The organism is Streptomyces sp. NPDC059534 (assembly GCF_042743475.1).
Classification (GTDB): Bacteria; Actinomycetota; Actinomycetes; order Streptomycetales; family Streptomycetaceae; genus Streptomyces.
This window is the reverse complement of record NZ_JBHWAQ010000002.1, coordinates 184,409-206,520: the sequence shown is the minus strand read 5'-3', so window position 1 is coordinate 206,520 and position 22,112 is coordinate 184,409. Positions and strand designations below refer to the sequence as shown.

Below are 22,112 nucleotides of genomic sequence, written 5' to 3'. Positions count from 1 at the left end.
ATTCCCTTCTGGTTCAATAGGGATATGGCCATCATGAAGAACGACACCGCGACGGGTCGTCACGACCTCGAGCCGTTCTGGCCCTCCCGGCAGCATCATGACTTCGACCGGGTGTGTTGCCGCGCGATGAACGCGTCGGCCCTCTAACGCCCCGATCGGTACGGTCCGATCCGCGGCCTTCGGCCCACGCGCACGACGACTGACGTACGACGACTGTCCGTCCGCCTCCTCGCGCGAAAGAGCTGAGCTTCCCATGGTGCACACCCAGACCGCTTCCGCCGCTTCCCCCCTCGCCGCCGTCCGTCCCGGACGACACCGACTGCGTGCCGTCGATCCGAACGAGGTCGTCGACTTCTCCCAGGTGGCGAGCTTCCTGCCGCCGGGCGCGACGCTGCTGCCGGCGCCGCAGCACACGCTGCCGACGCTGCCGGGCCGTCCGCCGATGGTCGGCTACCTCGTGCTGGTGCCGGCGGACCAGCAGGCGCACCTGCCCGTCGCGCCCGTCCCCGCGCCGTCCGCCGTGGCGGCGGAGGAGCAGGGGCCGGTGAGCATCGACGACGTGCAGCGGATCGCCGTCGTCGACGGGCAGGCGCTGGACCTGACGTACTTGGAGTTCGAGCTGCTGGCCCATCTGGTGGCACACCCCCACCGGGTGCACACCCGGGACCAGTTGGTCACGACGGTGTGGGGGTACGGACACGTCGGCGACGGGCGCACGGTGGACGTGCACGTGGCCCGGCTGCGGCGGAAGCTGGGCGCCGAGCACCGCCACACGATCCAGACCGTGCGGCGGGTCGGCTACAAGTACACGCCCTGATCGCGGCGTTCGTCAGACGGTCCGGCCGGCCCTGGCCCTCGCCTTCGCCACCGCGGCGAGGGTGAGGTCCACCGCGAGGAACAGCAGCAGGCTGAGGCCGAGCAGCGGGACGAACCAGCCGACGACCGCCGTGGCCGCCGCGAGCGGCAGCAGCAGGGTCACCGGGGCCTTGCGCCAGGCCCCGCGGGCCACCGGGCGGCCCGGGCGGCGCAGCCACCACATGCGGTAGCCCCAGAGGATCAGCAGGATCAGCGCGAGCGCGAGGGCGGCGAGGGCCAGCTGGTTGAACAGGCCCAGGAAGACGCCGGTGTGGGCGTCGATGCCGATGCGGGTGAGCTTCGCGAGCAGGGGGTAGTCGGCGAAGGCGAGGCGGTCGAGGACCGCGCCGTCCGCCGGGTTCACGGCCACCGAGTCCAGCTGGACCGGGAACTGCGTGTCGGTCTCCTTGACCACGTACCCCTTGCCCTCGGAGGGCAGGACGACCGAGATCCGCGGGCTGTCGACGCCGGCCGCGCGGGCCGCCGCCACCGCCCTGTCGAGGCCGATGTCGGCGCCCGGGGCGGTGGCGCCCGTGGTGTGGCCGGCGCCGTGGCCCTCGTGGCCCGTGGACGCGCCGGCGGCGCCGTCGAGGGTCGCCGAGAGGGTGGGGGTCGCGCCGCCGAGGCCGTCCTGCACGACGCCGATGTTCTCGCCCGCGTACCGGGACCAGGTCAGGCCCGTCGCGGAGAGCAGGACGAGTCCGGTCACCGCCCACAGGCCGACCGAGCCGTGCCAGGAGAGGGTGCGGCGGCGGGACTTCGGGCCCCGCTCGGGCAGGAGGAGGGCGCGGCGGGCGGAGCGGCGGCGGCCGAGCCAGAGCAGCAGGCCGCCGAGGGCGATCACCCACAGCCAGCTGGCGGCGAGTTCGCTGTAGTTGCGGCCGAACTCGCCGAGGTGCAGGTCGCGGTGGAGTTCGTCCAGCCAGGTGCGCAGCGGGAGGGCTCCGGAGCCGCCGTAGCTGGGCAGCTGTCCGCGTACCTCACCGGTGTACGGGTCGACGAAGACGGCCGTCGAGGCGTCCTGGGGGGCGTCCGGGTCGGCCATGAGGACCCGGGTGGTCGCGCCGGGTTCGGCGCCGGGCCAGACGGCGGTGACGGTGCCGTTCGGGTTGGCCGCGCGGGCGGTCTCCACCTGCCGTGAGAGCGGCAGCGTGGTGTCGCCGACGGGGACCTCCAGCTCGTGCGCGTAGTAGACCTTCTCCGCCTGGAAGGACAGGGCGTAGAGGAGGCCGCTGACGGCGGCGACGAGGAGGAACGGGGCGACGAGGACGCCCGCGTAGAAGTGCAGGCGGAGCAGGAGGGGGCGCAGCGCGCTCCAGGTGCCTGCCTTGCGGGGGGTGTTCGGGGTGCGGGGCTCGGTGGTGTCCGACGGGGGTGCTTCGGGGGTGTCCGGGCGTACGGGATCGTCGACGGTCATGACGTGGCTGTCCTCGGAGTTCGGTGCAGACAGGGGGAAGGGACCCCCGGGTCAGACGTGTGCTCCGAGGGCCGTGGCGCGGGGTGCGGACAGCCGGGGCGGGCCGCGCCGGGAGAGGGCGTGCGCGAGGACGACGGTGTGCGGGCGCGGGGCGTCGCGGCGCGACCGGCGGACCGGGGGGCGCGGGGCGTCGGGGACGCGGACGCGCGCGAGCAGCGGGCGCAGCGGTGTGAAGGCGTGGGCGAGGGCGGCGCGGGCCAGCGTGAAGAAGGCGGCTTCGCCGTGCGCCAGCCACAGGCCGCAGAGGAGCGCGGCGAGGAGGTGGACGGCGAGCATGCCGGCGCCGGAGCCCGTGGCGGCGTCCATGACGCCGGAACCCATGACGCCGGACCCCATGTCGGGAGGCCCCATGGCGGAGTTGCCCATGGTGGCGGAGCCCATGGAACCGGCAGGGCCCATGGCCATGCCTTCCATGCCTTCCATGCCAGGCATGGCGTGAGAGGCGCCCCCCATGCCGGGCATGGCCGGGTGGCCCGTGTCCCCGGCGTGGGAACCGGCCGTGGAGAGGATCAGGTGGAGCGCGCCCTGGAGGAGGAGCAGGGCCCCCGCGATCTCGGGTGCGCCCCGGCGGCGGCCGGCCGCGGTCCAGGCGGCGGCGGCCGTCACGGCGAAGGCGCCGAGCAGCACGGACGCCGGCAGCTGGTGCGCAGACATGGACGAATGCCCCACGGCGGCCAAGGTCACGCACACCACCGCGAACAGTGCGGCTCGCAGCGCGCGCAGGGGCGACCGGGCATCCGTCATCGCCGTCATGATGCCATCCGGCCAGATGGCCGAACACGCCACCTCCGGTCGCGGCCCTCCGACGCCGTTCCTCCGGCAGCGGAATCCTCCGGCAGCGGAACTCCCTCGCTTCGGCCGGGCCGAACGGGCAGGCTTCCGATCATGAAAATGCTGATGCTCGGAGGTACGGAGTTCGTCGGCCGCGCGATCGTCGAGGACGCGCTGGCCCGGGGCTGGGAGGTGACGGTCTTCCACCGCGGCCGCCACGCGGTCCCCGCGGGGGCCGCCTCGCTGATCGGGGACCGCACCACCCCCGAGGGCCTCGCCCCCCTCGCCACGGGGTCCTGGGACGTCGTCGTGGACACCTGGTCGGCCGCGCCGTCGGCGGTCCGGGACGTGGCCCGGCTGCTCGCCGACCGCGTCGGGCGGTTCGCGTACGTGTCGAGCCGATCCGTGTACACATGGCCCGCGGCGGCCGGACTCGCGGAGGACGGGCCGCTGGTGGAGGGCTCGCCCGACGACGGGGACGTGCCGTACGCGGAGGCCAAGCGGGGCGGCGAGCTCGCCGCCACGGCCGCTTTCGGGGAGGACCGGACGCTGCTCGTCCGGGCGGGCCTGATCATCGGCCCGTACGAGAACGTGGGCCGGCTCCCCTGGTGGCTGGGCCGGATCGCGCGCGGCGGCCCCGTCCTGGCCCCCGGGCCGCGCGACCTGCCGCTCCAGTACGTCGACGCCCGCGACCTGGCCGCGTGGACGCTGGACGCGGTGGCCGCCGGGCTCTCGGGCCCGTACAACCTCATCGCGCCGGCCGGGCACACGACCACCGGCGAACTCCTCGACGCCTGCGTGCGGGTGACCGGCTCGGACGCCGAGCTGCGCTGGACCGCGCCGGAGGCGCTCCTCGCCGCCGGGGTGGAGCCCTGGACGGAGCTGCCCGTGTGGGTGCCGCCGGGCGAGATGTACGACGCGATGCACACCGCCGACGTCTCCCGCGCGGTCGCCGCCGGGCTGCGCTGCCGGCCCGTGGCGGAGACGGTCGCCGACACCTGGGCCTGGCTGGGGTCCCTCGGCGGGGTCGCCCCCCACCGCCCGGACCGGCCGCCGGTCGGCCTCTCGCCGGAACGGGAGGCGGCCGTCCTGGCGGAGCTGTCCACGCCCGCGGAGTGACCGGGCGGCGGGCCCGCCGCCCGGACCTCCCCCCGTTCGGGACGGCCCGCCCGGACGACTCGCCGTGACCCGTCCGGACGGACTCGCCGTGACCCGCCCGGACCGGCAGGCCGCGATCCGCCCGGAGGGGCTCTCCGTGATCCGCCCGGACGGGCTCGCCCCGGCTCCCCGGACCGGGGCATCCGCCCGGACGGACTCGTCCCGATCTGCCCGGACCGAGGGGATCCCTTACGGTCGGCAGGGAACGTGTACGCACGGGAGGAGCCGCCGCCATGCCCGCCATCCCCGCCGCCTCCGTCGCCAACCTCCGTGACCTCGGCGGCCTGCCGCTCGGCGACGGGCGTGCGGTCCGTGCCGGTCTGGTCCTGCGCTCGGCGCAGCTCGACCGGCTCGACCCGGACGAGCCGGTGGTGGCCGACCTGGGCATCCGGACGGTCGTCGACCTCCGGACGGAGCGGGAGCGCGGGGAGCGGCCGGACCGGCTTCCCGCCGGTGCGCGGCTGCTCGTCGCGGACGTGCTCTCCGACCAGCTGGCGGGCAGCGGGCTGCCGCCCGCCGCGCGGCTGAAGACGCTGCTCGCCGACCCGGCGCTCGCCGAGGAGCACTTGGGCGGGGGTCGGATGCGGGCGGCCTTCGGGCGGACCTACCGGGCCTTCGTCTCCGGTGACTCCGCCCGTGCCGCGTACCGCGGCCTGCTCGGGGAGCTGGGGACGCCGGGTGCCGGGCCGCTGCTCTTCCACTGCTCGGCGGGCAAGGACCGGACGGGCTGGGCGGCGACGGTCGTCCTGTCGCTGCTCGGGGCCGACGAGGAGACGGTGCGGGCCGAGTACCTGTCGGTGAATCCGGCGGTGCGGCAGGCGTTCGCGCCGATGATCGAGGGGTTCACGGCCCAGGGCGGCGACCCCCAGCTGGCGCTCGACCTGATCGGGGTCCTGCCGCAGTACCTGGACGCGGCGCTCGACGAGGTGGCGGTCCGGCACGGTTCGATGGAGAAGTACGTACGGGAGGGGCTCGGCGTCCCGGACGAGGTGACGGAGCTGATCCGCGAGCGGCTGACGGTCACCACGGCCTGAGCCCGAGCCGCCGCACCGGCCCGGCACCGGCCGCGCACCGGCCCTTCGTCGTCCGCGGGCCGGGGTGACCATCGGAAGAATCGCTCGTTCTGCTGAACGTGAGCACCCAGGATCTCGTTCCCTCGCCCGTGGGCCCCGTCGACGTCGAGCAGGCCGAGGCCGCGCTCGTCGAGCGCTATCCGCGTCTCGTCCGCATCGCCTATCTCGTGCTGCCGCCGTCGCTCGGCCGCAACCGGCGGGTGCTGACCGCCCACGCGCTCGTACAGCGCTCGCTGCCGCGCCGCCGGGTGCCGGGCCCGGCCTCCGTGCCGGAGCCTCGGCACGCCGAGGACGCGGTCGATCCCGGGTACGCGTACGTACGGGGCGAGGTGCTGCGGCAGGCGCTCGTCGCCGGGCTGCCCCTGCGGCGGCTCGCGCTGCCGCGCCGGGCGCAGTTCCCGCCGCTGCTCCCGCACGTGTGGGGGCTGCGGCTCTTCCCGCGGGTCGGCGGCGCCGACGAACTGGCCCTGGACCAGCGCCTGTCCCGGCTCTCCGGCCCGGGCCGCGCGGCCTACGTCCTGCGCGGTCTGGAGCGGCAGGGCGATCCCGAGGTCCTGCGCGTGCTCGCCGCCGCCGGTGTCGCCGACCCGGCGGCGGCCCTGGCCGAGGCGGACGCCGTGGACGCCCTGGACTCGGCGGACGCGGCGGAGGCGGCCCAGGACGGCGCCTTCACGGTCGGCCCCTTCGGCCCCGGCCGGGGCGTGATCCCGGGCGGGTCCGGTGACCGGGTCGGCGAGCAGGCGGGCCCGGGGCGCGTGCGCGGCCCGGGCGGGGGACACGGCACCCCTGCGCCGGGCCCCCGGGCGGACCGCGCCGACGACCGGGACGACGGGGCGGGCCGGGACAGCCGGGCCGACCGGCCCGGCCAGGACGGCAGGGCCGGCCGGCACAGTCAGGACGGCAGGGCCGGCCAGCACGCTCAGGACAGCCGGGACAGCCCGGACGGCCGGGACCGTCGTGACCGGGTCGGCGAACGGGCGGGACCGGAACGGCCCAGCGGCCCGGGTGGCGGCGGTGCCGGGCCGCTCGGGCCCGGGCGGGCGGGGCGGGTCAGTGGGGCCGCCCTGCTGGAGTCGGACGAGTTCGATCCGTGTGCGCTGCAGGCGCGGCCGACGGATCTGATGCGGCGAAGGCAGCACGGGCGGGCGGTGCTGGTGGCGTTGGTGGCGCTGGTGGTGTGCGGGCTGCTGCTGGGGCTGCCGGGGGACGGCTGGGGAAGAAACGGTGCTGCTGCGCCGTCGTACGCGCGCAATCCGGCGGCCGAGGCGGCGCTCGACCCGGGGGCCGTGAAACGGGTGACGCCGGCCGCCTGGCCGGGTTCCACCCGCCAGGACTTCTCGGTGTGGCCCGCGCGCGGCGGTCTCGTCGGGGACGGCGCGCTGGTGCGACGGGCGCTCGCCGTGTGGGCGCGGCCCGGGCTCTCGGTGCGATCGTCGGCGACGCCGGGGACGCCGGTGGGGCCGCCGATGGGGCCGCCGCAGCTGCTGTTCGCGGGCGTGGTGGACGGGGCCCGGGTGGTGCTCTTCCACGACGGGCTGCGGGTGGTGCGGTACGCGGAGCCGACGCGGGGCGCGGCCGGCGCGGCGCTGGACTTCGCGCGGACGGACGGGGCCGACACGGTCGGTTCGGCGGCGCTCGTCCTCTCCCGGGCCTCGGGCAACGTCCGCTATCTGACGGCCCCCTGGGTGCGGGAGACGGCGGTGCGGGACCTCCTGGCGCCCGCGAAGGAGCCGTGGCCGCTGGCCAGGGACGCGTACGGGGTGACCGAGCCGGTGCCGAGCCCGGCCGAGGCGAAGGGCTGCGTCCGCTGGAACACCCTCCAGGTGCGGGACGGTTCGGGGCTGCGGCTCCTCACGGACCTCGGCGAGCTGGCGCCCGCGCGGCTCCTGTGGGGCGCGCCGGCGGCTCCGGTGGACGCGACGGGGACCGAGGCGCGGGAAGCGTGGGCGCGGACGGCGTGCCAGCTGGCGGCGGTGCGGGCGCACGGGGTGCGGTCGGTGAACGCCTGGCGGTTCGCGCGGCAGCCGCTGCCGGAGGGCGCCGGGCGCGGCACCTGGCTGTGCACGCGCGCGGAGACCTGGCGGGGTACGGGCGGCCGGGTCCTGGCGCAGTTCCTGGTGCCGTCGGCGAAGGTGCCGGCGGCGCTCGCGGCCCGGTCCGAGGGGTCCCCCGCCTGCGGGGTGCGGGAGCCCCGGGTGCTGGCGGGTGTGCTGTGGCAGGCGCCGGGCGGCGGCTGGTACGTCCTGGCGGCGGGCAGCCCGGAGTTCACCGCCCTGGAGGTGTCGGGCGGCGTGCGGGGACGGTCGGACGGTCCGCTGCTCGCGGTGCGGGCGAAGGCGGGGGCGCGGGCGGATCTGGACGGCACGCTGGAGGACGGCACACGGCGGAGCGCCCTGCGGTGACGCGGGGGTGATCGGCGGTGATCCGGTGGCGGGTCGGCTCCGCCGGGCGCCGGGCGCGCGGGCCGGAAAAAGCCGGTGCAGGGGCCTGTTGCGAGACCCCTACCCCTCAGTACATTGACGACATGTCTAATACGCAGCCTGCCCCGGTGGCGTCGGAACACGTCGAGCTCAAGGCCCGGAAGGTCTCCTTCGACTGGGAGGAGACCCCGCTCCACTGGGTTCCCGGCGACCCCTTCACCACGCACACGATCAACGTGCTGCACCTGCTCCTCCCGGCCGGGGAACGCTGGTTCGTGCACGTCTATAAGCAGGCGCTGCCGTACATCACCGACGACCGGCTGCGCGAGGACGTCATCGGCTTCATCGGCCAGGAGGCCATCCACTCCCAGGCCCACGACGACGTCCTCCCCCACCTGAGGAAGCTGGGCCTCGACCCCACGCCGTACACCGCGCAGGTCGACTGGTTCTTCGAGAAGCTCCTCGGGGACCGGACCCTGCCGCCCGGCCGGCCGCGCCGCTGGTGGCTGATGGAACGCGTCGCGATGATCGCCGCGATCGAGCACTACACCGCCTTCCTCGGCAACTGGGTGCTCAACGCCGACGAGCTCGACCGCGTCGGCGCCGACCCGGTCATGCTCGACCTGCTGCGCTGGCACGGGGCGGAGGAGGTCGAGCACCGCTCGGTCGCCTTCGAGCTGTTCATGCACCTCGACGGCGGCTACCGGCGCCGCGCCCGCACCTGGGCGCTCGCCTTCTCTGCGCTGGTCTTCCTCTGGCAGCGGGGCATCCGCTTCTTCCTGGAGAACGACCCGGGCCTGCTCGACCCGAAGGCGTCGTTCGCGGACTTCGTCCGCAGGGGCCGGCGGGGCGTGCTGCCCTCGACCCCGGACATGCTGCGCTCCATCCCCCGCTACCTCTCCCGCTCCTACCACCCCTCGCAGGAGGGCGACACCGCGCAGGCGATGGCCTACCTGGCCTCCTCCCCCGGCGCCAACGGAGGCCGCTGATGCCCCGGTTCACCACCGTCGCCCTCGTCGCCGGGGCCGCGCTGCTGGTCCGCCGCGCCGTCCGCAGCCGCATGACCACCGCCCCGCTCTGGCCGCTGCCCGCCCTCGACGTGCCCGTCTCCGGGTACGGCCGGGGCAGCACCGTCCCCCGCAGGGTCCTCGTGACCGGACGGTCCACGCCCGCCGAGGGCGTCGTCGAACTGCGCCTGGAGGGCGAGGGACTGCCCGCCTGGCAGCCCGGCGCCCATGTCGACCTCGTCCTGCCGTCCGGCCAGGTCCGGCAGTACTCGCTCTGCGGAGACCCGGCCGACACCGGTGCGTACACCGTGGCGACGCGCCTGATCGACGAAGGGCAGGGCGGCCGGGGCGGTTCGCGCGAGGTCCACGAACAGCTCCACGAGGGCGTGGAGATCGGGATACGCGGACCCCGCAACCGCTTCCCGCTGGTCGACTCCCCCGCGTACGTCTTCGTCGCCGGCGGCATCGGCGTCACGCCGGTCCTGCCGATGGTGCGCGCCGCCGAGGCGGCCGGGGCGGAGTGGCGGCTCGTGTACTGCGGGCGGAGCCGGGCCACCATGCCCTACCTGGACGAGGTCGAGCGGCTGGGCGGCGACCGGGTGACGGTCGTCGCCGAGGACGAGTCCGGCTTCCCCGACCTCGGCCTCCTCGGCCTGCTGCCCGACGGGACCGTCGTGTACTGCTGCGGCCCCGACGGGCTGATGGACGCGGTGGCCAGGGCGATGCCGGAGGGCCGGACCGCGCGCTTCGAGCGTTTCTCGGCCGCGGCGACGACCGACGGCACCGCCTTCGAGCTCGAACTGCGCCGCTCCGGCCGTACCGTGACCGTGGCGGCCGACCAGTCGGTCCTCGCCGCGGTCCGCGAGGAGCTGCCCGGCATCACGTACTCCTGCCGGCAGGGCTTCTGCGGCACCTGCCAACAGCGGGTCCTGGAAGGCGAGATCGACCACCGGGACGAGCTGCTCACGGATGCCGAACGGGGCGACTCGATGCTGATCTGCGTCTCCCGCTGCGCGGGGAAGCGGCTCGTCCTGGACCTCTAGGGGGCGTCCTGTCGTTACGGCAGGATCAGCCAGTCGAACGCGAGCGCGGCGGCCAGGCCCCCCACCAGGAGCCATGTGGCCAGCCGCGTACGGCCGTTGCGGGAGAGTTCGATCACGACCCCGCAGAGGATCATCGCGAGGCCGTACACCCCGACGACCAGCACGGACGTACGGCTGGCCAGGCGGATCACCAGGACGACGGCCATCGCCACGAGGAGCACGGAGGCGGCGGCGACCCGGAGTCGCCGCGCCTGCTTGGGAGTGAGCCCCTCCCGGGAGTCCTCGTCGACCTCGCCGTCCTCGTCGAACTCGCCGTCCTCTTCCGCCTCGCCGCCCTCGTCGAGTCCGTCGATCTCTTCGATCGCGTCGGGTTCGTCGGTTTCGCCGGTCTCGGGAGCCTCGTCGGTCTCCGCGGCCGCGAGGGCCCCGGCTGCCGGGGTGTCCTGGTCGGAAGCGCTCATGGAGCAGGAGCGTATCGGACCCCGTTAGGCTGTTCGTATGACGACCGGGGTGCGCCGCAGGATGGGCGTCGAGGAGCGCAAGCAGCAGCTGATCGGGGTGGCCCTCGAACTCTTCAGCCACCGCTCTCCCGACGACGTGTCCATCGACGAGATCGCCGCGGCCGCGGGGATCTCGCGCCCGCTGGTCTACCACTACTTCCCGGGCAAGCAGAGCCTGTACGAGGCGGCGCTGCGGCGGGCGGCCGACGAGCTGGCGGCCCGGTTCGTGGAGCCGCCGCAGGGCCCGCTGGGAGCACGGCTGCTGCGGGTGATGGGCCGGTTCTTCGACTTCGTGGACGAGCACGGCCCGGGGTTCGCGGCGCTGATGCGCGGCGGTCCCGCGGTGGGCTCGTCGACGACGAACGCGATGATCGACGAGGTGCGGCAGGCCGCCTACGAGCAGATCCTCGCGCATCTGGAGGTCGAGAAGCCCTCGGCCCGCCTGGAGTTGGTCGTCCGGTCCTGGGTCTCGCTCGCCGAGTCGACGGCGCTCCTGTGGCTGGACGGCCGCCGGGTCCCGCGCGCGGAGCTGGAGGTGCAGCTCGTGCACGACTTCGCGGCCCTCGCCGCGGTGAGCGCCGCGTACGACCCCGACATGGCGGGGATCCTCGTCGGCATCCTCGCCGACGAGCCGGCCGACGGTCCCTTCGGCGACCTGGTGGCCCGGCTCGTCGCGCTGGTGCCCACGCTCCACGGAGCGCCGGCCGTGCCCGATCAGCGCTTGCGGTAGGACGCGTCGAGTTCGCGGACCTCGGCGAAGAGCAGGACGCCGTCCGTCGTCTTGAGGTGGTGCGGCAGCAGGTCGAGGACGGCCTCGGCGAGCCGCGCCTTGGCCTCCTCCGTACGGCCGGGGAGCAGGGCGATCTCGACGTGGACGGTCGCGCCCTCGGTGGCGCCGTCGCCGACGACGGTCTCCTCGACCTCGCGGAAACGGGTCTTGCAGGCGTCGACCTGGGTGTCGACGGTCTCCGCGACGAGGGGGTGGAGCGCGAGCGCGAAGCCGCGCCGGTCGAGGGGCGCGGAGTAGTCGACGGTGATCTGCGGCATGGGGGTCACTCCCGGTGGGACGGATGTCTGGCCACACCTTTACGGTGGGGGCCATGGACGCACAAGTGACCTTCCGGCAGGCGGACGAACGCGATACGAACCTGCTGGTGGAGCTGTTCGACGGGGTGGCGCGCTGGATGGTGCGCGGCGGTATCGAGCAGTGGAAGCCGGGGGCGCGCGGGGCCGCTCATTTCCGGGCGCGGATCGCCGAGGGCGAGGTGTGGCTCGCGTCGCGCGAGGGGCGGACCGTGGGCGCGTACGAGCTGTGGTGGGAGGACCGCGAGGTCTGGGGGGCCCAGCCGCCGGTGGCCGGTTATGTGCACCGGCTGATGACCGACCGGGAGGCGGCGCCCGCCGGGACGGGCCGGCTGCTGCTCGCCCACGCGGAGGGGCGGATCACGGCGGGGGGCCGGACGCTGGCCCGGCTCGACTGCGAGGACCGCAACCCGCGCCTGGGGACGTACTACGAGGACGCGGGGTACACGGCCCTCGTCCCGCTCCTGGAGAAGACCGGCGCGGACGGCCGGCGGTACGCCGTGCGGCGGATGGAGAAGGTTCTGGGGTGACGGCCGGCCCCGGCGCCGGGTGGATCCCGGCGCCGGGGCCCGCGGTCAGCTCGCGGCCTTGAACACCGCGACCGTGCGCGCCGGGACCGTGAAGGTGCCCGAGGCGGCCTCGTAGGAGGCGGACTTCACCACGGTGTCGGAGCCCGCGGCCTGGACGGGGTGGAGGGCGTAGCCCCGGCCCGCCAGGTCGGCGACCTTCTGCGCGGCGCTCTGCGGGGTCGCGTTGAGGACGACGACGAGGTCGCCGAGGCGCATGGTGATCACGCCCGGGGTCTCGCCGGTCCCGGAGAGCGGGAAGGTCAGGGCCGACTGGACCTGTCCCGCCGTGGCCAGCGAGAACACCGGCTCGGTGGTGCGGATCCGCTGGAGGTCCCGGTAGGCGGCGGAGGTGCCGTCGATCTGCTCGCAGCCGACCGTGAGGGCCGGGTTCACGAGCAGCGGCTTCCCGTAGGACCACTTGGCCCTGTTGTCGGCGGCCGGGGGCAGGCCGCGGCCGAAGCCGTTGCCGTCGCGGCAGTCCCAGTGGATCGCGTTGAACCAGTCGCCGCTGTCGAAGGAGTTGCGGTCCAGGGACTTGGAGCGCAGCAGGTCCGAGCCGGCCTGGGAGAGCGCCGGTCCCTGCGAGAGGGTCGCCGTGGCCATGGCGAGGACCTGCATCCTGGCCCGGTCGGCCGGGGAGGTGCCCGCCGGCAGCTTGAAGGCGAGCGCGTCGTACAGGCTCTCGTTGTCGTGGGCGTCGACGTAGGAGAGGGCGTCGCCGGGTGCTGCGGCGTAGCCGGCCGGGGCGCCGTTGTAGTCGACCTCGGAGCCCTTGACCGCGCGCCCGGAGGTGTCGGTGAAGGTGTACGAGGCGAGGTTGCCGGTCAGGCCGACCTTGATGAGGTCCTGGTAGTGCAGGAGGCGGGCCTTCTGCTGCTCCGGGGTGCCGTTGGCGGTGGAGGAGTTGGGGTCGGTGAAGAGGCCGGAGGCGAAGCCCTGGACGCCGGGGTCCTCGTCGAAGGGGCCGCCGCCGCGGACGGCGTCGCGGGCCCGGTCGGAGAAGGTGGCGATGCCGGTGCCGGCCATGTTCTTCTGGGTGGCCTGGACGAAGCGGGCGTCGTCGGCGACCTCGCCGAAGTTCCAGCCCTCGCCGTAGAGGACGATCGCCTTGCCGTCGACGCCGTCGCGGGCGACGGTCAGCTCGTCCAGGGCCTTGCGCACGGCCAGGATGTTGGCCTTCGGGTGGTGGCCCATGAGGTCGAAGCGGAAGCCGTCGACCTTGTACTGCTTGGCCCAGGTGACGACCGAGTCGACGACGAGCTTGCCCATCATGGCGTTCTCTGTCGCGGTGTTGGCGCAGCAGGTGGAGGTCGCGACGGAGCCGTCGGCCTGGAGGCGCTGGTAGTAGCCGGGGACGATCCGGTCGAGGACCGACTTGTCGGACTGTCCGGCGGCGACGGTGTGGTTGTAGACGACGTCCATGACGGTGCGCAGCCCGTCGCCGTTGAGGGCCTGGACCATCTGCCGGAACTCGACCGTGCGGCGGGTGCCTTCGGGGTCGGTGGCGTAGGAGCCCTCGGGGACGGTGTAGTGCAGCGGGTCGTAGCCCCAGTTGTAGGCGTCCTTCGCGGCGGCCGCGGTGACGCAGGTCTGCTGCTCCTCGGAATCGGGGGCGTAGACCTTCAGGTCGCAGGCGGGGGCGGCCTGGTCGGACTTCTTCTCGGGGACGGTTCCGAGGTCGAAGGCCGGCAGGAGGTGGACGTAGGAGGTGCCGGAGGCGGCCAGGTCCTTCAGGTGCCGCGAGCCCTTGCTGCCGGAGTCGGTGAAGGCGAGGTAGGTGCCGCGGTGGCCGGCCTCGGCCGTCGGGTCCGCGATCGAGAAGTCGCGGATGTGGAGTTCCTGGATCTGGGCGTCCCGCAGCGGTACGGCGGCGGGCTTGCGCAGGTTCTGCCAGCCGCGGGGGGCGAGCCTCGGGTCGGCGAGGTCGACGGCGAGGCTGCGGGCCGAGTCGGTGGTGAGGGCGGTGGAGTAGGGGTCGGTGACCTTGTTGACGACCGTCTTCCCGACGCTGGGGGCCCAGACCTTCACCACGTACCGGTAGGGCTTGCCGGTCCAGGACTTGGGGCCGGTGACCGACCAGACGCCGGTGGTGTCGTCGCGCCGCATGGGCACGGTCCGGCCGTCGAGTTCGAGGGCGACGGTCTGGGCGGTGGGGGCCCAGACGGAGAGGGTGGTGCGGCCGCCGCGGAAGGTCGGGCCGAGGGCCGCCCCGGTCGCCTTGGCCGCGTACAGGTCGTCGAGGACGCCCGCGGTCTGGACGCCGGTGGCGGCGAGGAGGGCGCCGTTGGCGGCGCGCTGGGTGGCGATCAGCTGGCCGCGCAGGGAGTCGCGGACGCGGTCGGCGTCCCGCGGGTCGACGGTGAAGGCCGGGTACGCCGCGAGGTGCGGGTACTTCGCCTTCTGGGCGTCGGTGAGCGCGGCGGGGGTGAGCCGGAGCCACTGGCCCTCGGTGTTCAGGGCCCCGTCGGTGACGGTGATGCCGCCGTCCTTCGCGTACACCAGCTGCTGGCTGGTGGCGTCGGTGGTCTTCACCTTCCAGACGACGGTGTCGCGGTCGATCCACTGGGCCTCGGCCTTGCCGAGGTCGAGGGTGGGGGCGCCGCCGACGGTCGGGAGCAGGTACTTCTGCTGTCCGGACAGCGCCCAGATCTCGTGGCCGTAGGTGGCGAGGTCGAGGGACTGGTCGGTGGGCAGGTCCTTCTGGTCGCCCTTGTGGAGGATGTACGAGAGGGAGGTCGCGCCCTGGGTGAGGGGCACCTCGTACACCGCGCCGTACGCGTCGAAGCGCACCGGCAGCAGCGGCTTGGACCAGTCGGTGGGCTGGGCGGCGCCGGTCCAGGTGTGCAGGCCCCAGCCGTCGTAGTTCCCGTCGGGCCGCTGGTAGTGGACGACGGCCTTGGCCGTGTCCTGCGGGGCCGGGGCCGGGTTCGTGTCGGACTGGCCGTCCTGGCCGTGGGTGATCCAGACCTCGCCGGTGCGGCCGAGGGCGATGCTCCGCTGCGGGCCGTCGGCGGTGCCGGCCTTCTCGACGGTGTAGGCGACGGTGGAGGCGCCTTCGGGGACCTTGACCCAGGCGAAGGCGCCGTGGGCGTCGCGGCCGGTGAACGCGGCTTCCTGGCCGGCCGCCTTCAGCGTCCAGCCGTCGTAGTCGCCGTCCTCGCGCTGGTAGTGGACGACGGCGTAGGTCCGCTCGACGGCGACCGGCTTCTCGGGTACCGGGGGCGCTCCGGCCGTGGTGGCGGCGGTGGCGCTCGCGGTGCGGCCGGCGGTGTCGACGGCGACGGCCTTGTAGCGCAGGGCGGTGCCGGCGGGGGCGGTCACGTACTGGGTGACCTTGTAGGGGGCGTGGTCGGCGGTGCCGAGGGTCTGCCAGCGGCCGTTGCCGACCTGGGCGGCGAAGACGACCCGGTTCAGCCGGCCGCCGGTGACGTCGGCGGTGAGCTCGACGGTGCCGGTGGCTCCGGCGGCGGGGGCCTTGAGGGCGACGGCCGGCGGTGCGGCGGGCGGCGGGAGGGCCCGGTCGGCCTTGAGGACCAGCGAGGAGAGGGCGGGGACGGTGACGGTGACGGAGCCGTCCTTCGCGGCGACCGCGCCCTGACCCCCGTACAGGGCCCGGAAGTTCGCGGAGTCGACGGGGAGGGTGACGGTCTGCGCGGTGGTGGCGCCGTTGGTGGCGACGAGGTACTCGGTGCGCGTCGTGGCGTCGGTGCGGGAGAAGGCGTAGACGGAGCCCTCGGCGTACCGCTCCTGCTGGACGCCGTCGCGGAGGGCCGGGTTCTCGCGGGTCAGCTTCGAGAGCGCGGCGATCGACCGGTACACCGGGTGGGTGGTGTCGTAGGCGTCGGTGGCGTGGGTGCGGTCGGTGCCGATCTGGTCGTCGTCGAGGTAGTCGGCGGCCTGTGCGGCGAAGAGGGGCTGGCGGGCGTCCTTGTCGCCGCCGGCGCCGGTGAAGCCCTGTTCGTCGCCGGAGTAGACGACGGGGTTGCCGCGGGAGAGGAACATCAGCTCGTTGGCGAGCCGGGTCCGGTCGACGAGTTCGGCGTCGGTCGCGTTCGGGTTGTCCTGCTTGAGGAAGCCGCCGAAGCGGCCCATGTCGTGGTTGCCGAGGAAGGTGACCTGCTCGTAGGCGTTGGCCTTGTCGGTGGTGTACCGGTAGTCCTCGGCGAAGACCTTGGCGAGGCGGTCGGCGCCGGCGCCCTGGGAGGCGAAGGCGCGGGCCGCGTCCTGGAAGGGGAAGTCGAGGGTGGCGTCGAGCCGGCCGCGGGTGACGTAGGGGGCGGTGACGGTGGTGTCGGCGGAGTAGACCTCGCCGAACATGAAGAAGTCCTCGCGGCCCTGCTTCTTGGCGTAACTGTCGAGGGCGGTGGCCCACTGGGTCCAGAAGTCCAGGTCGACGTGTTTGACCGTGTCGATGCGGAAGCCGTCGATCTTGAAGTCGCGGACCCACTTCTCGTAGATCCGCTTCATGCCCTCGACGACCTCGGGACGCTCGGTCCACAGGTCGTCCAGGCCGACGAAGTCGCCGTACTCGGCGGATTCTCCGGCCCAGGTGGAGTCGCCGCGGTTGTGGTACATCGTGGGGTCGTTGAGCCAGGCGGGGACCTTGGCGTTCGCCTTCTCGACGGGGGTGTACGGGAAGGAGTCCGCGTCGACCCGGCCGATCGCGTCGCGGTCGTCGAAGGGGCGGCCGTCCTTGTCGAGGTACGGGTAGGCGCCCTTGGGGCGGTAGCCGTACTTCTTCTCGGCGTAGTCGACGGTGTCGGCGGTGTGGTTGGCGATGACGTCGAAGAAGACCTTCATGCCCTTGGCGTGGGCGGCCGCGATCAGCTTCTCCAGGTCCTCGTTGGTCCCGAAGTGGGGGTCGACCTGGGTGAAGTCGGTGATCCAGTAGCCGTGGTAGCCGGCCGAGGCGTCCTTGCCGGTGCCCTGCACGGGCCGGTTCTTGAAGATCGGCGCCATCCAGATGGCGGTGGTGCCGAGGCCCTTGATGTAGTCGAGCCGCTGCGTCAGGCCCTTGAGGTCGCCGCCCTGGTAGAAGCCCTTGTCGGTGGGGTCGAAGCCGGTCTCCGTGCGGCTGCCGGTGAGACCGCCGCGGTCGTTGGAGGCGTCACCGTTGGCGAAACGGTCCGGCAGCACGAAGTAGAACTGCTCGCGGGTGAGGTCCTGGCGGGCGGGCTGCGCGGCGAGCGACCGGTCCGACGGCGGGGCGGGGGGCCGGGGCGCGGCGGCCGCGGGGACGGCGGGCACGAGGGCCGCGCACAGGGCGGCGGCGATGGCGACCGCCGTTCTCTTGCGTGTCACGGGGTGCTCCCTGGAGGAGGGACGGGGGTACGGGTGGGAGGGCCGCCCCGGGTGGGGCGGCCCTGACGGGAGGAGGAGGTCAGCTGCGGAAGGTGTCGTTCAGGACGACCTGGCCCGAGGCGGGGACGGTCGCGGTGCGGTTGGCACCGGACTCCCAGGTGACGTTCCCGGCCGCGTCCTTGCGGATGTACTTGTACTCGAAGGACGTTCCGGCGGGCAGGGAGACCGTCAGCTTCCACACCGGGTAGGCGGCCGGGTCGAGCTTGAGGGCCGAGGCCGGGGCCCAGTTGCCGAGTTCGGCGCGGTTGCCGGTGACGTAGATGTTCTGGCCGACGACCGTCGTGGCGTTGACGTTGAAGGCGGCGCCCGCGGTGGCGGGCGGCGTGGTCGGCGGGGTCGTCGTGGGCGGCGTGGTCGGGGTGGTGCCGCCGCAGTTCGTGGCGTTGACGTGCAGGGCCAGGGCCGTGTTGGCGGCGAGGGTGGCCGTGAACTGGCCGGACGGGTTGACCGTCACGGCGGTGCCGGACTGCACGTCGCAGTAGGAGCCCGCGGGCAGCGAGGTCTGGAAGGTGCGGGTGAGCGCCGAGGACTCGTGGTTGATCGCCACGTACGCCTTGGTGCCGCGGCCGAACGCGATCGCGTTGCCGGCTTTGTCCCACCAGTCGGTGACGGCCTGTCCGCGTGCGGTGTTGCAGAAGGCGACCATGGAGGAGATCTCGCGCCAGGCGTGCTGGCACTTCCAGCCGTCGCTGTAACAGGCGTTCACCTGGCCGCCGTTGGGCGGTCCGGCGTCCTTGTCGGTCCACTCGTAGCCGGAGTGGACGTCCGGGGAGCCGTAGGGCCAGGCGAGCATGAAGACGGAGGCGAGCGTGTAGTTGGCGCCGTCCTTGTAGGACAGGGTGTCGCCGCCGCGCTCGGTGTCGTGGTTGTCGACGAAGACGCCGGACTGGCCGGAGGGCATGTAGCCCCACGCCTCGCCGAAGTTCTTCAGGTAGGAGAGCTTCTCGCTCTGGACGACGCGCTTGAGGTCGCGGGCGTAGCGGAACTCCTGGACGTCGCCGTTGCCGAGGTACTCGCTCGGGGAGACGGCCTCGCCCGCGCCGTGGATGGCCTCCTGCTTCCAGAAGACCCCGGGGTTGGTGAGCCGGGACTTGATGTTGGCGAGGTCGGCGGCCGGCATGTGCTTGGCGGCGTCGATGCGCAGGCCGTCGACGCCCAGCGAGAGCAGGTCGTTGAGGTAGCCGGCTATCTTCCCGCGGACGTAGTCCTCGCCGGTGTCGAGGTCGGGGAGCTGGACCAGTTCGCAGTTCTGGACGTTGCCGCGGTCCTGGTAGTTGGAGATCGAGGAGCGGCAGTCGTCCATGTCGGAGCCGGAGTAGAGGCCCGGGTAGTCGTACTTGGAGAACGGGGTCCCGCCCGTTCCGGTGCCGGAGCCGTTCGCCATGTGGTTGACGACGGAGTCGGCGACGACCTTGACGCCGGCCGCGTGGCAGGTGTCGATCATGCTCTTGAAGGCGGTGCGGTCGCCGAGACGTCCGGCGATCTTGTAGCTGACCGGCTGGTACGAGGTCCACCACTGGCCGCCCTGGAGGTGTTCCTGGGGCGGGGAGACCTGGACGTATCCGTATCCGGCGGGGCCGAGGCGGTCGGTGCACTCACGGGCGACCGAGGCGAAGTTCCATTCGAACATCACCGCGGTGACGTCCTTCTCGCCGGGCGGGGTGGCCTGCGCCGGGGCGTTTCCCGTGACGGCCACAGCGGCGGCTCCCGCCACGAGGGCGAGTGCAGCGGCCACGGTTCTTCTGGCCATGCTTCCTCCTGTACGACATCCGTGTCGCAAGAAGTTGCCGAAAACTTCAGCAACTGTTTTCAGCCGTGACCGTACGAGTGCCCCGACGCCCGGTCAACCCTCCGGACATCGCTGTGCAAGTTGTTACGGAAGGACTTGCACGCCCCTGGGCGGCTGCGCGGTGGAACCGCGCACCACCAGCTCCGGCTGGAACACGAACTCCGTGCGCTGGACCGGGTTTCCCTCGATCTCCTCCAGGAGCGCGCCGACGGCCGCCGTCGCCATCGCCTGCACCGGCTGGCGCACGGTGGACAGCGGCGGGCTGGTGAAGGCGATCAGCGGCGAGTCGTCGAAGCCCACGACGGAGACGTCGTCGGGCACGTCGAGGCCCCGGGCACGGACGGCGCGGATCACGCCGAGCGCCATCAGGTCGGAGGCGCACACGATGCCCGTGCACCCCTCGCGCAGCAGGATCTCGGCGGCCGCGTGGCCGCCCTCGACGCCGAAGAGCGTCGGTCTGATGAACCGTTCGGCGTCCGCCCGCTCGACGCCGAGGAGCTCGTACAGCTCGGCGGCGAAGCCCTCGGCCTTGCGGCGCGAGGGCACGTACCGGGTGGGGCCGATGGCGAGGCCGATCCGCTCGTGCCCCAGCTCGACCAGGTGCCGGACGGCCATCCGGGCCGCGGCCCGGTCGTCGGGCGACACGAAGTTGGCGTCGATGTTCTCGTTGTAGCCGTTGATGAGGACGAACGGCACGCCCCGGGCCGCGAGCCGGGCGTAGCGGGCCGGGTCGGCGGTCGCGTCCGCGTGCAGCCCGGAGAGGAAGACGATGCCGGCCACCCCGCGCTCCACGAGCTGTTCGACCAGCTCGTCCTCGGTGGCGCCGCCGGGCATCTGGGTGCAGAGCACCGGGGTGTAGCCGTGCCCGGCGAGGACCTGTTCGACGACCTGCGCGAAGGCCGGGAAGATCGGGTTGGTCAGCTCGGGCACGACGAGCCCGACGAGGCCCGCGCTGCGGCGTTTGAGCCGTACGGGACGCTCGTAGCCGAGCACGTCGAGCGCCGCGAGCACCTTGTGCCGGGTCGCGCCGGCCACCCCCGCCTTGCCGTTGAGGACGCGGCTGACGGTGGCCTCGCTGACCCCGGACTGGGCCGCGATGTCCGCGAGCCGCGGGGGGGCGGGTGCGGGCCGCCCCGGGCGTGGGGCGCGGCACCCCCCCCCCACAACAGGGTGTGGGGCGGCCCTGACCGCCCGGGGTGGCAGGCGGGGGTGTGAGGGGGCCCCCCGCCCCCGGGTGGGGCCCGCGCGGCCCGGGCCCGGGGGGGCCCCGTCCCCGCCCCCCCGCGGCAGGGGGACCGTCACACCGCCCACCAGACGGTGGTGTCCGCGGGCACTTCCGCCTCGTCGTCGACGACGCGGATCTCCTCGCTGGAAAGGAGGTACCGGCCGGGCAGCGGGACGGTGATGGCCCGGCCGGTGGTGTTGGCGGTGCAGACGAAGCCGTCGCGGCGGAAGGAGAGCACACCCTCGGGTGCCTCCAGCCACTCGACGTCCTCGCCCGCACCGAGTTCGGGGCGCTCGCGGCGCACGGCGAGCGCGCTGCGGTACAGCTCCAGGGTGGAGCCGGGGTCGCCGGTCTGCGCCTCGACGCTCAGGGCGCCCCAGGTGGCGGGCTGCGGCAGCCAGGAGCCGCCGGCGCCGAAGCCGTACGAGGTGCCCTCGGCGGTCCACGGGATCGGCACCCGGCAGCCGTCGCGGAAGCCGTCCTGGCCGCTGGCCCGCCAGAACGACGGGTCCTGACGGACCTCGTCGGGCAGGTCGGTGACGTCGGGCAGGCCGAGCTCCTCGCCCTGGTAGACGTACGCGGAGCCGGGCAGGGCCAGCATCAGCAGCGTCGCGGCGCGGGCCCGGCGCAGGCCGAGTGCGCGGTCGCCGGCCTCGCGCAGCTGGGTGCCGAGGCCCGCCGGGTTGGCGAAGCGGGTGGCGTGCCGGGTGACGTCGTGGTTGGACAGCACCCAGGTGGTGGGGGCGCCGACCGGGCGCATCGCGTCGAGCGAGGCGTCGATCACGGTGCGCAGCTCCGCCGCGTCCCAGTGGGTGCCCAGGTACTGGAAGTTGAACGCCTGGTGCATCTCGTCGGGGCGCACGTAGTTCGCGGTGCGGTCGACGGTCGGGGTCCACGCCTCGGCGACGAGGACGCGCTCACCGTCGTACTCGGCGAGCACCGTGCGCCAGGTGCGGTAGATCTCGTGGACGCCGTCCTGGTCGAAGAAGGGCATGACGTCGTTGCCGAGCAGCTTCAGCTGGTCGTGGGCGCCGATGTCGGGCAGGCCGGCGGCCTTGACCAGGCCGTGGGCGACGTCGACGCGGAAGCCGTCGACGCCCATGTCGAGCCAGAAGCGCAGGATGGAGCGGAACTCGTCGCGTACGGCCGGGTGTTCCCAGTTGAAGTCGGGCTGCTCCGGGGCGAAGAGGTGGAGGTACCAGTCGCCGGGCGTGCCGTCCGGGTTCTCGGTGCGCGTCCAGGCAGGACCGCCGAAGATGGACTCCCAGTCGTTGGGCGGGAGTTCGCCGTTCCCGCCCTTGCCGGCGCGGAAGTGGTAGCGCTCGCGCAGCGGCGATCCGGGGCCCTCGCGCAGCGCCCGCTGGAACCACTCGTGCTGGTCGGAGGAGTGGTTGGGCACCAGGTCGACGATGATGCGCAGGCCCAGTTCGTGGGCGTCGCGGATCACCGCGTCGGCGTCGAGGAGCGAGCCGAACATCGGGTCGATGGCCCGGTAGTCGGCGACGTCGTAGCCGGCGTCGGCCTGCGGCGAGGCGTAGAACGGGGAGAGCCAGACGGCGTCGACGCCCAGGTCCTTGAGGTACGGCAGCCGGCTGCGGATGCCCTCCAGGTCGCCCATGCCGTCGCCGTTGCCGTCGGCGAAGCTGCGCGGGTAGACCTGGTAGATCACGGCGTCTCTCCACCAGCCCGTGTGCGTGCCGGTGGTGGGGGCGTCGGCCGGGGTGGCGAGATGCTGGGTCATGTCTTCCCTGGGAGGTAAGGAGGTGCGTTCGGGCGGGGTG

17 protein-coding genes are annotated in these 22,112 nt (G+C 73.7%); 9 read left to right on the top strand and 8 right to left on the bottom strand.

The annotated features are described in order from the left end of the window. Positions 1 to 24: 24 nt before the first annotated feature. Together ACFVZH_RS03245 and ACFVZH_RS03240 are read left to right on the top strand one after the other, a co-directional pair. A complete protein-coding gene (locus tag ACFVZH_RS03245) occupies positions 25 to 147 on the top strand; it encodes a hypothetical protein (RefSeq protein ID WP_384892361.1) in 123 nt (40 codons plus the stop codon). 106 nt (positions 148 to 253) lie between these two features. Beyond that, entirely contained in the window at positions 254 to 817 is a 564-nt protein-coding gene (locus ACFVZH_RS03240; RefSeq protein WP_384892358.1) for a winged helix-turn-helix domain-containing protein, read from the top strand. A gap of 12 nt (positions 818 to 829) precedes the next feature. Here ACFVZH_RS03240 and ACFVZH_RS03235 read toward each other — a convergent pair whose 3' ends face one another. Then, positions 830 to 2,272 carry a PepSY-associated TM helix domain-containing protein gene (locus ACFVZH_RS03235; RefSeq protein WP_384892355.1) on the bottom strand — a complete coding sequence of 481 codons (1,443 nt, stop codon included), beginning with the start codon at positions 2,270 to 2,272 and terminating at the stop codon, positions 830 to 832. Positions 2,273 to 2,323: 51 nt separating this feature from the next. Continuing rightward, positions 2,324 to 2,986 (bottom strand): hypothetical protein, encoded by a 663-nt coding sequence (locus ACFVZH_RS03230; RefSeq protein WP_384892352.1) that lies wholly within the window; start codon positions 2,984 to 2,986, stop codon positions 2,324 to 2,326. A 231-nt stretch (positions 2,987 to 3,217) separates the two neighbouring features. Between ACFVZH_RS03230 and ACFVZH_RS03225 the strand changes: the two genes are divergently transcribed. The 5 genes from ACFVZH_RS03225 (at position 3,218) to ACFVZH_RS03205 (ending at position 9,804) form a co-directional block, all read left to right on the top strand. After that, positions 3,218 to 4,222 (top strand): NAD-dependent epimerase/dehydratase family protein, encoded by a 1,005-nt coding sequence (locus ACFVZH_RS03225; protein ID WP_384892349.1) that lies wholly within the window; start codon positions 3,218 to 3,220, stop codon positions 4,220 to 4,222. 272 nt (positions 4,223 to 4,494) lie between these two features. Then, the gene (locus ACFVZH_RS03220; RefSeq protein WP_384892346.1) at positions 4,495 to 5,295 is read left to right on the top strand and encodes a tyrosine-protein phosphatase; all 801 of its coding nucleotides are present in this window, start codon (positions 4,495 to 4,497) and stop codon (positions 5,293 to 5,295) included. Between the two features lie 98 nt (positions 5,296 to 5,393). After that, on the top strand, positions 5,394 to 7,736 hold the full coding sequence (locus tag ACFVZH_RS03215; protein ID WP_384892343.1) for a hypothetical protein: 2,343 nt from the start codon (positions 5,394 to 5,396) through the stop codon (positions 7,734 to 7,736). 122 nt (positions 7,737 to 7,858) lie between these two features. Next, the gene (locus tag ACFVZH_RS03210) at positions 7,859 to 8,743 is read left to right on the top strand and encodes a metal-dependent hydrolase (protein ID WP_384892340.1); all 885 of its coding nucleotides are present in this window, start codon (positions 7,859 to 7,861) and stop codon (positions 8,741 to 8,743) included. Then, positions 8,743 to 9,804: a PDR/VanB family oxidoreductase gene (locus ACFVZH_RS03205; RefSeq protein ID WP_384892338.1), complete on the top strand. Its 1,062-nt coding sequence runs from the start codon at positions 8,743 to 8,745 to the stop codon at positions 9,802 to 9,804. Before ACFVZH_RS03210 ends, ACFVZH_RS03205 begins: the two co-directional genes overlap by 1 nt. 14 nt (positions 9,805 to 9,818) lie before the next feature. Here the strand turns inward: ACFVZH_RS03205 and ACFVZH_RS03200 are convergent, their stop codons facing one another. Continuing rightward, complete coding sequence (locus ACFVZH_RS03200; protein ID WP_384892335.1) at positions 9,819 to 10,265, bottom strand: hypothetical protein; 447 nt, start codon at positions 10,263 to 10,265, stop codon at positions 9,819 to 9,821. A 37-nt stretch (positions 10,266 to 10,302) separates the two neighbouring features. On the opposite strand from ACFVZH_RS03200, the gene ACFVZH_RS03195 reads away from it, so the two are divergent. After that, positions 10,303 to 11,034 (top strand): TetR/AcrR family transcriptional regulator, encoded by a 732-nt coding sequence (locus tag ACFVZH_RS03195; protein WP_384892332.1) that lies wholly within the window; start codon positions 10,303 to 10,305, stop codon positions 11,032 to 11,034. Here the strand turns inward: ACFVZH_RS03195 and ACFVZH_RS03190 are convergent. After that, positions 11,019 to 11,351, bottom strand: coding sequence for a 5-carboxymethyl-2-hydroxymuconate Delta-isomerase (locus ACFVZH_RS03190; RefSeq protein WP_384892329.1), 333 nt, complete (start codon positions 11,349 to 11,351; stop codon positions 11,019 to 11,021). The two genes, ACFVZH_RS03195 and ACFVZH_RS03190, sit on opposite strands and share 16 nt — an antisense overlap. 53 nt (positions 11,352 to 11,404) lie before the next feature. Here ACFVZH_RS03190 and ACFVZH_RS03185 point away from each other — a divergent pair, with 53 nt between their 5' ends. Beyond that, positions 11,405 to 11,917 (top strand): GNAT family N-acetyltransferase, encoded by a 513-nt coding sequence (locus ACFVZH_RS03185; protein WP_384892326.1) that lies wholly within the window; start codon positions 11,405 to 11,407, stop codon positions 11,915 to 11,917. A gap of 45 nt (positions 11,918 to 11,962) precedes the next feature. Here the strand turns inward: ACFVZH_RS03185 and pulA are convergent, their stop codons facing one another. From pulA to ACFVZH_RS03165, 4 genes are all read right to left on the bottom strand, one after another. Continuing rightward, a complete protein-coding gene (gene pulA, locus ACFVZH_RS03180) occupies positions 11,963 to 17,257 on the bottom strand; it encodes a pullulanase-type alpha-1,6-glucosidase (protein ID WP_384892323.1) in 5,295 nt (1,764 codons plus the stop codon). A 79-nt stretch (positions 17,258 to 17,336) separates the two neighbouring features. Then, positions 17,337 to 19,067 (bottom strand): carbohydrate-binding module family 20 domain-containing protein, encoded by a 1,731-nt coding sequence (locus tag ACFVZH_RS03175; RefSeq protein WP_384892320.1) that lies wholly within the window; start codon positions 19,065 to 19,067, stop codon positions 17,337 to 17,339. A gap of 123 nt (positions 19,068 to 19,190) precedes the next feature. Next, entirely contained in the window at positions 19,191 to 20,270 is a 1,080-nt protein-coding gene (locus ACFVZH_RS03170) for a LacI family DNA-binding transcriptional regulator (protein WP_384892317.1), read from the bottom strand. A 134-nt stretch (positions 20,271 to 20,404) separates the two neighbouring features. Next, positions 20,405 to 22,072 carry an alpha-amylase family glycosyl hydrolase gene (locus ACFVZH_RS03165; RefSeq protein ID WP_384892315.1) on the bottom strand — a complete coding sequence of 556 codons (1,668 nt, stop codon included), beginning with the start codon at positions 22,070 to 22,072 and terminating at the stop codon, positions 20,405 to 20,407. Positions 22,073 to 22,112 lie beyond the last annotated feature (40 nt).

Coding starts and splice junctions, on each gene's coding strand:
- ACFVZH_RS03225 (WP_384892349.1), top strand. CDS start 3,218: ATGAAAATGCTGATGCTCGGAGGTACGGAGTTCGTCGGCCGCGCGATC.
- ACFVZH_RS03235 (WP_384892355.1), bottom strand. CDS start 2,272: ATGACCGTCGACGATCCCGTACGCCCGGACACCCCCGAAGCACCCCCG.
- ACFVZH_RS03220 (WP_384892346.1), top strand. CDS start 4,495: ATGCCCGCCATCCCCGCCGCCTCCGTCGCCAACCTCCGTGACCTCGGC.
- ACFVZH_RS03205 (WP_384892338.1), top strand. CDS start 8,743: ATGCCCCGGTTCACCACCGTCGCCCTCGTCGCCGGGGCCGCGCTGCTG.
- ACFVZH_RS03190 (WP_384892329.1), bottom strand. CDS start 11,351: ATGCCGCAGATCACCGTCGACTACTCCGCGCCCCTCGACCGGCGCGGC.
- ACFVZH_RS03245 (WP_384892361.1), top strand. CDS start 25: ATGGCCATCATGAAGAACGACACCGCGACGGGTCGTCACGACCTCGAG.
- ACFVZH_RS03200 (WP_384892335.1), bottom strand. CDS start 10,265: ATGAGCGCTTCCGACCAGGACACCCCGGCAGCCGGGGCCCTCGCGGCC.
- ACFVZH_RS03185 (WP_384892326.1), top strand. CDS start 11,405: ATGGACGCACAAGTGACCTTCCGGCAGGCGGACGAACGCGATACGAAC.
- ACFVZH_RS03175 (WP_384892320.1), bottom strand. CDS start 19,067: ATGGCCAGAAGAACCGTGGCCGCTGCACTCGCCCTCGTGGCGGGAGCC.
- ACFVZH_RS03230 (WP_384892352.1), bottom strand. CDS start 2,986: ATGTCTGCGCACCAGCTGCCGGCGTCCGTGCTGCTCGGCGCCTTCGCC.
- ACFVZH_RS03195 (WP_384892332.1), top strand. CDS start 10,303: ATGACGACCGGGGTGCGCCGCAGGATGGGCGTCGAGGAGCGCAAGCAG.
- ACFVZH_RS03210 (WP_384892340.1), top strand. CDS start 7,859: ATGTCTAATACGCAGCCTGCCCCGGTGGCGTCGGAACACGTCGAGCTC.
- ACFVZH_RS03240 (WP_384892358.1), top strand. CDS start 254: ATGGTGCACACCCAGACCGCTTCCGCCGCTTCCCCCCTCGCCGCCGTC.
- ACFVZH_RS03165 (WP_384892315.1), bottom strand. CDS start 22,072: ATGACCCAGCATCTCGCCACCCCGGCCGACGCCCCCACCACCGGCACG.